Annotated in this window: 1 protein-coding gene; it reads right to left on the reverse strand. The window is 47.8% G+C overall.

The annotated features are described in order from the left end of the window. A partial coding sequence (locus tag UF06_RS01090; RefSeq protein WP_045568801.1) for a heme biosynthesis protein HemY occupies positions 1-370 on the reverse strand: 370 nt, incomplete at its 3' end. Positions 371-383 lie beyond the last annotated feature (13 nt).

Here is a 383-nt window from a genome sequence, read left to right on the forward strand (position 1 = left end):
CAACCAAGTAGCACAACAGCGGCATATCGTGATGATTAGCCCAGCGTGTCACTTTTTTCTCAGCCCCTTTCGAATCCCCTTCCAGCGGCATAATGATGCCTTCATTGGTGTAACGACGTGAGCGGCGCATTTTACGTACACTAAACCAGTTCCAAGTGGTGACGCTGGTATAAATCACTTTTTTGGCGAGGTACTCCAAAGCGAACAATCCTGCCAGAGTCGCGACGTTAAAGATAACCAACTTCGTTACACTCATCTCTATGGCGCTGTTGGCTACCGCGATCAACACATAACCTTGTTGGCCGGCAAATTGTGTACCAGCACACAATCCTGCGCCTAGCACGACGAAAAGAAAAATCATACGAATCATTGCTCTTCGAGAA

Source organism: Vibrio sp. S234-5, from assembly GCF_000960595.1.
Lineage (GTDB): Bacteria > Pseudomonadota > Gammaproteobacteria > Enterobacterales > Vibrionaceae > Vibrio.